Below are 8,404 nucleotides of genomic sequence, written 5' to 3'. Positions count from 1 at the left end.
TAGCGGCTGGGCCGCGACGTGATGGTCTTCGACATCCCCAAAAAATACCGCTGAATGTCGATACAGCCTAGAACAGTCCTCGTCAGGCAGAAGACCGCATCGCTACCGCCGTCTTGCGACGGCGTTAGCGTGCATGGCCTACGGCTGCTTGAACGCGTTGAGCACGGTCAGCAGGCTGGTGAGGTTGTCGGAGACGCCGGTCTGCGCGACCTTCTCGGTGGCGCCGGCGGCGGCGGTCGAGTCGAGGCTGTAGATCCGCATGACGCCCTGGTTGGCCACTGCCTGCGCCAGGGTGTTCTGTTGCTGCTGCGCGGAGACAGCGTTCCCGAACAGGATACCCGTCGAGTGCGCCATGCTCTGGTAGATCGACGCCATCGCGAAGGCCGGCGCTTCGCCGATGACCTTGACGTTGGACTGGGTGACCGCATCGGTGATCTGGTCGTTGACCGCGGTGGGAAATGCCATGTGTTCGCTCCTGGGTTGGGGTACGGCCCACGCCGTACGATCTCTGAAAACGGGACAGTGCAGAACCTGTGAAACCGTGTGCGGCGTTTGTCTCGCCAGCCTCGCCGCAATGTGCGCGCGACGAGGGAACATCGGCCACGATGCGCCGCGACCTCGGCCGATGCGTGTTGCTACCGCTGCGGGGTGTATCCCCTCGCGGCATCCGCTGCCATCCAATGCGATCCACCAGTACGGCCGGCGAACGAGCTACTGTCCGCGACGTGGCGCCAGGCTGGATCGCTGATGGCACGCAGCCATTTGCATCGCGCGCCGTGGCGCAACGCCTTGGCCCACGCCGCAAAGCGCATGATGCGTGTTAGAAACACACGCCCGGCTCAGGCAGCGGGAGGCGGCGATGGTGCTCCCGGCTCCGCGGCCGGCGCATCCGCGATGAGCCCCTGCGCACGCGCCGCCTCGACCACCGCCTGCATCTGCTGGGCCAGGCTCGCGAACTCGCGCTCCAAGCACGCGCGCACTTCGGCCTGCACGAGATTGGCCAGGCGATCGGGGATCTGCGCCATCACCAGGTGATTGCTGCCGCCCTCGCCGCTCTGCGGCGGACGTAACTGGCCCGGTGGTAGCTGGTCTAGCGAACTGGCCGACTGGACCGCCTTGAGCACCGACGCTTCGCTGGCCGCGGTGGCGCCGTCCAGCGCGACCCTGCTGTTCTGCATCGTCTGCTGCATCTGCTGGATCAAGCCTTTCACACGCTCGCGCTCGGCATCGATCAGCGACGGCGACGCACCGGCCGTTTCGGCGGCAGGCGCTACCGGCGGCGCGGACGATTCTGACGCGAAGCGCCGCAGTTGCTCCTCCTCGAGAGGAAGCAGCGGGCGACGCAACCAGCTCTCGGTGAGCTGGCGCAGCGTGGCGAAATCGGATGCTTGGTTGGCTTGCATGATGCTCCCCTGCGTGTGGTGAAACCGGTGGTGCGAACGGCCTAGGTGGACGCGGACTTGCGGCCGCGCACCATGTCCGCCTACTTGGCGATGCTCTGGTCGATCTTGTCGATGGGCAAGCCGGCGGACTCGGCCTCCAGCGCGCCAGCAGCGGCTGCGACCGCCGCGGCGGCACCGACCAGCACGTCGGTGGCCAGCACGCCCAGCGCATCCTCGGCGGCCTGCTCCGGCTTGTTCTCGGCCAGGTTTTTGAGCAGCACGCTCTGGCTGGCCAGCGCCGTCTTGCTGACGCCGTCGAAATAGACCGCCGCCGATGGCGCGACCAGGCCCTGCGCCTGTCTGATCCGCATGTTCGAGCCGACCTCAACCTGCGACGGTGCATAGGCCATGGTTTCGGCATCGCTGCGCTGTACGCCGCGCACGATCGTGCTGTTGAGCGCGTCGCAGGCCTGCCCTGCCGCCTCGGGCTGCGCGAGCATGTGTGCGTCGAGCGTCTTCAGCATGGATGGCGGCGTTGGCGACACGGGCGGCGATGTGGCGGCTGCCGCGCCGGCCGGGTCGCCGAGCTCACCACGATCGGTCACTGTTGCAGCCGGTGTCGCGGCAGAGGCGCCGGTGGGCGCGGCCGGTGGCATGGACACCGTCGCCGCTTCGGTGATCTGTGCGTTGGCGCCGTTGGGAACTGTCATGGTTCGCTGCTGAGAGAGGAATGGCCGATGCCGTGAGCCCTGCGCATCGGATCAGGCGGCCGAAGCCGGTATCGCTACGTGCAACGACGAGCGTAGAAGCCGAGCGGGCCGGCACCATCGAGGAGGCAACGCCCCGAAACGGCGGCGACCAAGGCTGCGCTGCAGCGCACGACATAGCGACGACAGCCCCCAGCCCCCCCTCAGATACTTTGCTTGTGCCACTCGACGTTGCAACGCACTCCTATCGTGATCGGCTGCAATGCGCAGTTCCTGCATAGCCCGCGCAGCAGACAGCAGGCTTTGTCCACATTAGTAGACATACTCCAGACAATCCTCGCACCTTGCATGCGGGCAATAGCAACACACCACATTCTGGCGTTAGCCACCGCTCGCTCCGGCGCACACCTTATGGCGTTCGGCCCGGACAACACGCGCTCCAAGCACCGAGGACGACGTCGCAAAAGGCTCCGGCTCCAGGTCCGCTCTTGCCGCTTGCGTCACGGCGCCCGCCAGACACGGGCATGCCTTGCAGAGTCTGGGGCGGACGCATGCATCGTCGACTGTTGATCACGAATCGCGAGGAGGGGCTACGCTCGCGCCGTACCCTCACCCCCGACCCCTCTCCCGGGGGGAGAGGGGAGTTACCCTGCGGCGCGCGCCGTCTTCTTCGCAGCGATTTTTGGAATCGCGCCTGCAAGCCGGCGCTCTTGCCAAGACGCAGCGCACAACTCCAACGAAAAAGCCGCACCCGGCATCGCCGGGCACGGCTTCGGTTGCATGCCGCAGGCAGGGATCAGCGCGCAGCGGCAGCGCCCACACTGAACAACTGGAACTCGCGGATCTGTGCGGCGTCGACGCTGGACAGGATGTTCGGCGCACGCGCGAGGCGGTGACCGCAGGGAAGTGATCGATCTTCATGTGGCCGATCGCCTGTGCCTGCGCCACCTTGACCCAGGCGCCGTCGCGGAACACTTCCACCGCGTACTTCTGCACCAGTTGGCCGTCGTTGAGCCACTCCATCGAGAGCGCGGTGTCGAAGGTCACCGGCTGCTTGAACTGCAGTTCCAGGGTGGCGTGGTGCGAGCCGTCCGGCGCGCTCCGGAAAGTATCGCGGTCGCCGTCCACCGCCGCGGCGATACTGTCGTCGCTCTTGAGCCGGCCGCGCACCAGGTTGCGATCGGCGCCGTAGCGCGCCTGCAGCGCCTGGCCCATTTCCTCCAGCCGCTTGACGTCGGCTTCGGGCAGCAGGCCGGGCTTGTCCGGAGCGATGCCCAGCACCAGTTGCCCGCCGCGGCCGTCGCTGTCTTCCCAGATCTGCACCAATTCGTCGACGCTCTTCAGCGTCTGGTCGCTGTTCGGGTGCCAGAACCACTGCAGCTTGTGCAGCGGCGTATCCACCTCGACCGGGCGCCAGCGCAGGTCGCCGTGGCGATCGATGGTGTTCCAGTTCTCGCCCTCGATCACGCCCGCCTCGTTGCCGACCCAGCGCACGTCGCCGTACTCGAACAACGCGGTGTCGGTGAAGTTCTCGGCAAGCAGCGGCGGCGCGGCCAGAACATTAAGGCCGAATGCGGCCAGCCAGCAGAGCGAAGAGAGCGGACGGTTCGGCTTGGCGGATCCTCGCAATCGTCGCTCGGGCAGGCGGCACTTCCGATGGTGTCAGCATATGGTATTTAATTGATGATAAATAGGTATTCCCGTTTGCGGGCCAGGACCGTACCACATGATGTCGCCTTCGCTGTTTCCGTTGCTGTCGCTGTTCGCGGTGCGCGCCATCGCTGGTCCGGCAGCCGTCGCCCCACCGCAGGTGCCGCCCTCGCCCATCGTCTACAGCGAATTCGTCAACGCGCAGGCGCCGACCGCGCAGTGCCACGCCTCCACCCTGGTGGAAACCCACGACGGCCTGCTCGCGGCCTGGTTCGGCGGCCGCCACGAGGGCGCCGACGATGTCGCCATCTGGGTGGCGCGTCGCGACGCGCACGGCTGGCAACCGGCGCAGCGGGTGGCCGACGGCGCGCAGCCGCAGGGCAAGCCGTTGCCGACCTGGAATCCGGTGCTGTTCCAGCCTGCGCAAGGGCCGCTGCGGCTGTTCTACAAGGTGGGTCCGGACCCGAAGCGCTGGTGGGGCATGCAGACCACGTCCAGCGATGGTGGCCAGCACTGGTCCACGCCCGAGCGCCTGCCCGCCGGCATCCTCGGCCCGATCAAGAACAAACCGGTGCAGTTGCCCAGCGGCCGCATCCTCAGCCCCAGCAGCAGCGAAGACGCCGGCTGGGTCGCGCACATGGAATGGTCCGACGACAACGGCGCGCACTGGACCCGCGGCCCGGCGATGAACGACCCGGCCAGGATCGGTGCGATCCAGCCCAGCGTGCTGCTGCACCAGGACGGCCGCCTGCAGGCGGTGGGACGCAGCCAGCAGAACCACGTGTTCAGCACCTGGTCGCGCGACCAGGGCCGCACCTGGGAACCGATGACCCTGCTCAACCTGGCCAATCCCAATTCCGGCACCGACGCCGTGGTGCTGGCCGACGGCCGCTCGCTGCTGGTCTACAACCCGACCGAGGCCGGCAAGGACTGGTGGGACGGCCGCGGCGTGCTCGCCGTCGCCCTGTCCGACGACGGCCTGCACTGGACCCGCGTGCTGACCCTGGAAGACAGCCCCAAGGACGAGTTCTCCTATCCCGCAGTGATCCAGACCCGCGACGGCAAGGTGCACATCAGCTACACCTGGAAGCGCACGCGCATCAAGCATGTGGTGTTGGATCCGAAGCGGCTGGGAGTTGGGTCAACGGCGCCTGCTGGCGGCAGGTGAATCGTGCTCGGGACCCGGGGCCCGGGACCGGGGACCCGGGAAAGCAAGAGCAAAGCGCTGCCGTAGCGGAGACAGATCAGGCTGCGGGATGCGGCGTTCCGGGTCCCGGGTCCCGGGTCCCCGGTCCCGGCTCCTCCAGCAACGCCACCATCCGCCGCACCCGCGCCACATCGGTCTGCATGCGGTCGCCGCCGAGGCTGCGCACATGCGGATGCGGCGACGTCGCCCGCGACGCCAGCGGCCCACGCGCCGAGCCATGGAACTCGCGCGCACCGGTGCGCGCGCGCAACTGCGCCAGGTTGGCTTCGGTGACGCCAGATCCCGGCATCACGCTCAAGCGCGCGCCGGCCTGCTGCACCAGCTCGGCGATCAGGTCGGCCCCCTCTTCAGCCGTCTCGCGCGCACCGGAAGTCAGCACCCGCTCGCAGCCCAGCGCGATCACATCCTCCAGCGCACGCCGCGGATCGGCACTGACATCGAAGGCGCGATGGAAGGTAACGCCGAGCGGCCCGGCGACCGCGATCAGCTCGCGCATCGTCGCCGTGTCCACCTCACCGTCCGCGGTCAGCGCGCCGAGCACCACCCCGTCGCAGCCCAGGCGCACGCATTGCTCCACGTCGCGACGCATCGCCTCCACTTCCGCCGCGTCGAACACGAAATCGCCGACCCGTGGACGGATCAGCACGTACAGCGGAATGCGCAACCGATCGCGCACCGCCGCCAGCGTGCCGAACGACGGCGTCAGCCCGCCGCCATCCAGGCCGCCGCACAATTCCACCCGCATCGCCCCACCGTCCTGCGCGGCCAGCGCCGAGCCGATCGCATCGGCGGCCACTTCCAAGCCCATCGGCACGCTCCCGCTCATGCCGCCGGCGCCGCGAAATGGCTCTGCCCGGGCAGCAGCAGATCCTGTTGCTGCGCATCGCAGACCGCATAACTGAAACCGGGCTGGATCGCGAACGCACCGACCTCGCCGCGCTTGTTCATCGCCAGGAACCCCACCTGCAGATCGCGGGTGAGTTCCGGCTTGCGCCGCACGATGCGCATCACCACCTCGCGGCAGGCCTCGGCCGGGCTCTTGCCCTGCCGCATCATCTCCACCACCGCGAAGCTGCCGACGTTGCGGATCACCTCCTCGCCCACGCCGGTGGAGGTCGCCCCGCCCACCTCGTTGTCCACGTACAGCCCCGCCCCGATGATCGGGCTGTCGCCGACCCGACCGTGCATCTTCCAGGCCATGCCGCTGGTGGTGCAGGCCCCGGACAGATTGCCGTGCGCATCCAGCGCCAGCATGCCGATGGTGTCGTGATTGTCCTTGCCGCCGGGCAGCGTGCCGCGGCGATAGGCACGGTTCTCGATATTGGCCTCGGGCGCGTAATGCGAGGTCTTCAGCCACTCCTTCCACGCCTGCTCCGATTCGGGCGTGAGCAGCTTGGTGCGTTCGAACCCTTGCGCCAGCGCGAACTGCAGCGCGCCATCGCCGACCAGCATCACATGCGGCGTCTTCTCCATCACCCGTCGCGCCACCGAGATCGCATGCACGATGTCCTCCAGCGCCGCGACCGACCCGCAGCCGCCGGTCTGATCCATGATGCAGGCATCCAGCGTGACCCGCCCATCGCGGTCGGGATACCCGCCCAGCCCCACCGTGTGATTGTCCGGATCCGCCTCCGGCACCCGCACCCCGGCCTCCACCGCATCCAGCGCCGCGCCGCCGCGCGACAGCACCTGCCAAGCAGCTTGGTTCGCGGCGACGCCAAAGTCCCAAGTGGAGATCACCCGTGCTGCGCCGCGCGGCAAGGGGCCGACGCCGGCCTTGGCTTGCGCCTTGGCCACAGCGGCGCGTGCGCCCGGCAGCACACCGCCCAACCCGGCGGCCAGGGCACCGAAGGCGGCGGTTTTCAGGAAGTGACGGCGTTGCGGCATGGAAGGCTCCGGCGTTGGGAGGGCGCGCGGGATGGCGTGCGCTTAGCCTTACATCATGCGGCAGAGTTGGATGGGATTAAATGGTCTGCTCGGCGTTACCAGAGTTGGCTTGGCTGCTTGCTCCGGCAGGATTGCATCGAAACATACCTGAACTTTATCAAGCTCATCACGCATTTCAGAAGAGTGTCAACGTTAAACGTCAATCGCCCAGCCACTACAACCTGGCTGGCACTTTGCATAAAACTTCAAGCCCCCCACTAGAAACCGGCTCAATATAATAGAATATCTTTCCATCACGTGCCTTCAGCAGGCCGAGCCCCTCCGCACTACACCTATAATAATAACCACTCACCCCTTGAGGATACTTTGCAGGCGAGTGCACCAAAGAAAATGCTCCTTCAGCAGATGTAAAATACGAATCATCGAGCCTGGCAAAGCCCTTAAGGAAGTTGTCATTGGGCGCAGAGAAGACAACCGCAACCCCACCAGCATCAACACTATGCCGCTCGTAGATATCGGTAGCATTCTTAGGCAAAAAATCCGGAACCCATCCTTTTGCGATAGTATTATTCGCCACCGCATCAGCATGAGACGCATAGAATTTTGAAGAATTATTCACACATCCTGAAACATAAATAATTAACGAGAAAAATAAAATAGAGATCCTGGCAGCGCGCACCATATACTGTACGCCTCAGGAGTCATTGAAGGCTTGATATTCAACAGCCGCATTACGGACATCATTCCATGCAGCGCAGCTAAAATCCGAAACCCCATCAACAGCTGCATCCGGAATACCTTCGGCCGCCACGACTATTTTTTTTATCGCCTCACGTTTTGATTTTGGAATTCCCTCCCATGCAATGAGTGGTTTACCGGATAGAAATTCCTGCTTAACTTCCCAAGCTACACCCGGATGATCACCAAATATTTTGTGCAAATAGTCAACACCAAGACAGAAAGAAGATACAACCTCATCAAAATACAAAAGGCATTGCAACAATGATTCTTCAACAGAGATCCCCGAGTCATCCCGCGAACCTTGTCTAATTTCGAACTCATCTTTCATTATCTTCGTTCCTTATCGCTATATCTTGCTCTTCGGTAGCATTAAGCGAATCCGAATAAGTTGCAAAGAATGCACCCATACCCCACCTAGACGTGATTCCAAGCAAGCGAATCCATGGGATTTTGGTTGCGGGTGCAGGATGAGCCTGCTGTGCAGTCTGAGGTATCCCGTTAAGCTTATAACGTTGCCAAGACGTGCCTGGAGTCTTGGTTTTCCAGTACGCTTTTGGCGCGGTTTTGGGGCCACCATTATTTCCATCCGGCACATATCTACATATTGCTCGGTCGGCGCCATTTTTTGGACCAAAAAATGTTCCAGGCGGCTGCCCCGGAGCTGGCGTCCACGGGCCGCCGGGGATATTATTTGGCGGAGTCATTCCCGGCGAGTAGGCTTGCAGACCATATATATCAATTTCAGCAGCGGGATTTTGGAGCGAATACCCGTATAGGCTTACTCCACCCAAAAATCCAATCGGATCACTCTGCACATACCGCCCCGTACC

At 64.4% G+C, this 8,404-nt stretch carries 10 protein-coding genes; 1 reads left to right on the top strand and 9 read right to left on the bottom strand.

What is annotated here, in order from left to right:
- Positions 1–138 precede the first annotated feature (138 nt).
- The 4 genes from D588_RS0105460 to D588_RS24085 all read right to left on the bottom strand — a co-directional run bounded on the left by D588_RS0105460 (position 139) and on the right by D588_RS24085 (position 3,718).
- Positions 139–465 (bottom strand): RebB family R body protein, encoded by a 327-nt coding sequence (locus D588_RS0105460; RefSeq protein ID WP_017915251.1) that lies wholly within the window; start codon positions 463–465, stop codon positions 139–141.
- Between the two features lie 374 nt (positions 466–839).
- Positions 840–1,403, bottom strand: coding sequence for a hypothetical protein (locus tag D588_RS0105455; protein ID WP_017915250.1), 564 nt, complete (start codon positions 1,401–1,403; stop codon positions 840–842).
- Between the two features lie 80 nt (positions 1,404–1,483).
- On the bottom strand, positions 1,484–2,092 hold the full coding sequence (locus D588_RS0105450; RefSeq protein WP_232764234.1) for a hypothetical protein: 609 nt from the start codon (positions 2,090–2,092) through the stop codon (positions 1,484–1,486).
- 606 nt (positions 2,093–2,698) lie between these two features.
- Complete coding sequence (locus D588_RS24085; RefSeq protein ID WP_232764233.1) at positions 2,699–3,718, bottom strand: discoidin domain-containing protein; 1,020 nt, start codon at positions 3,716–3,718, stop codon at positions 2,699–2,701.
- Positions 3,719–3,815: 97 nt separating this feature from the next.
- On the opposite strand from D588_RS24085, the gene D588_RS0105440 reads away from it, so the two are divergent.
- Positions 3,816–4,907: a sialidase family protein gene (locus tag D588_RS0105440; protein ID WP_017915248.1), complete on the top strand. Its 1,092-nt coding sequence runs from the start codon at positions 3,816–3,818 to the stop codon at positions 4,905–4,907.
- Positions 4,908–4,983: 76 nt separating this feature from the next.
- On the opposite strand, the gene D588_RS24080 is transcribed toward D588_RS0105440, so the two are convergent.
- From D588_RS24080 to D588_RS28410, 5 genes are all read right to left on the bottom strand, one after another.
- Entirely contained in the window at positions 4,984–5,754 is a 771-nt protein-coding gene (locus D588_RS24080; protein WP_017915247.1) for a copper homeostasis protein CutC, read from the bottom strand.
- A gap of 14 nt (positions 5,755–5,768) precedes the next feature.
- Positions 5,769–6,833 (bottom strand): N(4)-(beta-N-acetylglucosaminyl)-L-asparaginase, encoded by a 1,065-nt coding sequence (locus D588_RS0105430; protein ID WP_017915246.1) that lies wholly within the window; start codon positions 6,831–6,833, stop codon positions 5,769–5,771.
- A gap of 214 nt (positions 6,834–7,047) precedes the next feature.
- Positions 7,048–7,515, bottom strand: a complete 468-nt coding sequence (locus D588_RS27675; protein ID WP_150410866.1) for a hypothetical protein — start codon at positions 7,513–7,515, stop codon at positions 7,048–7,050.
- A gap of 12 nt (positions 7,516–7,527) precedes the next feature.
- Positions 7,528–7,902 (bottom strand): hypothetical protein, encoded by a 375-nt coding sequence (locus D588_RS27670; RefSeq protein ID WP_150410865.1) that lies wholly within the window; start codon positions 7,900–7,902, stop codon positions 7,528–7,530.
- Positions 7,892–8,404: hypothetical protein (locus tag D588_RS28410; protein WP_232764232.1), on the bottom strand; the 513-nt coding region annotated here is incomplete at its 5' end. The genes D588_RS27670 and D588_RS28410, both read right to left, overlap by 11 nt.

Source organism: Xanthomonas sp. SHU 308 (assembly GCF_000364645.1).
GTDB lineage: Bacteria > Pseudomonadota > Gammaproteobacteria > Xanthomonadales > Xanthomonadaceae > Xanthomonas_A > Xanthomonas_A sontii.
This window is presented reverse-complemented; position numbering and strand designations above follow the sequence as displayed.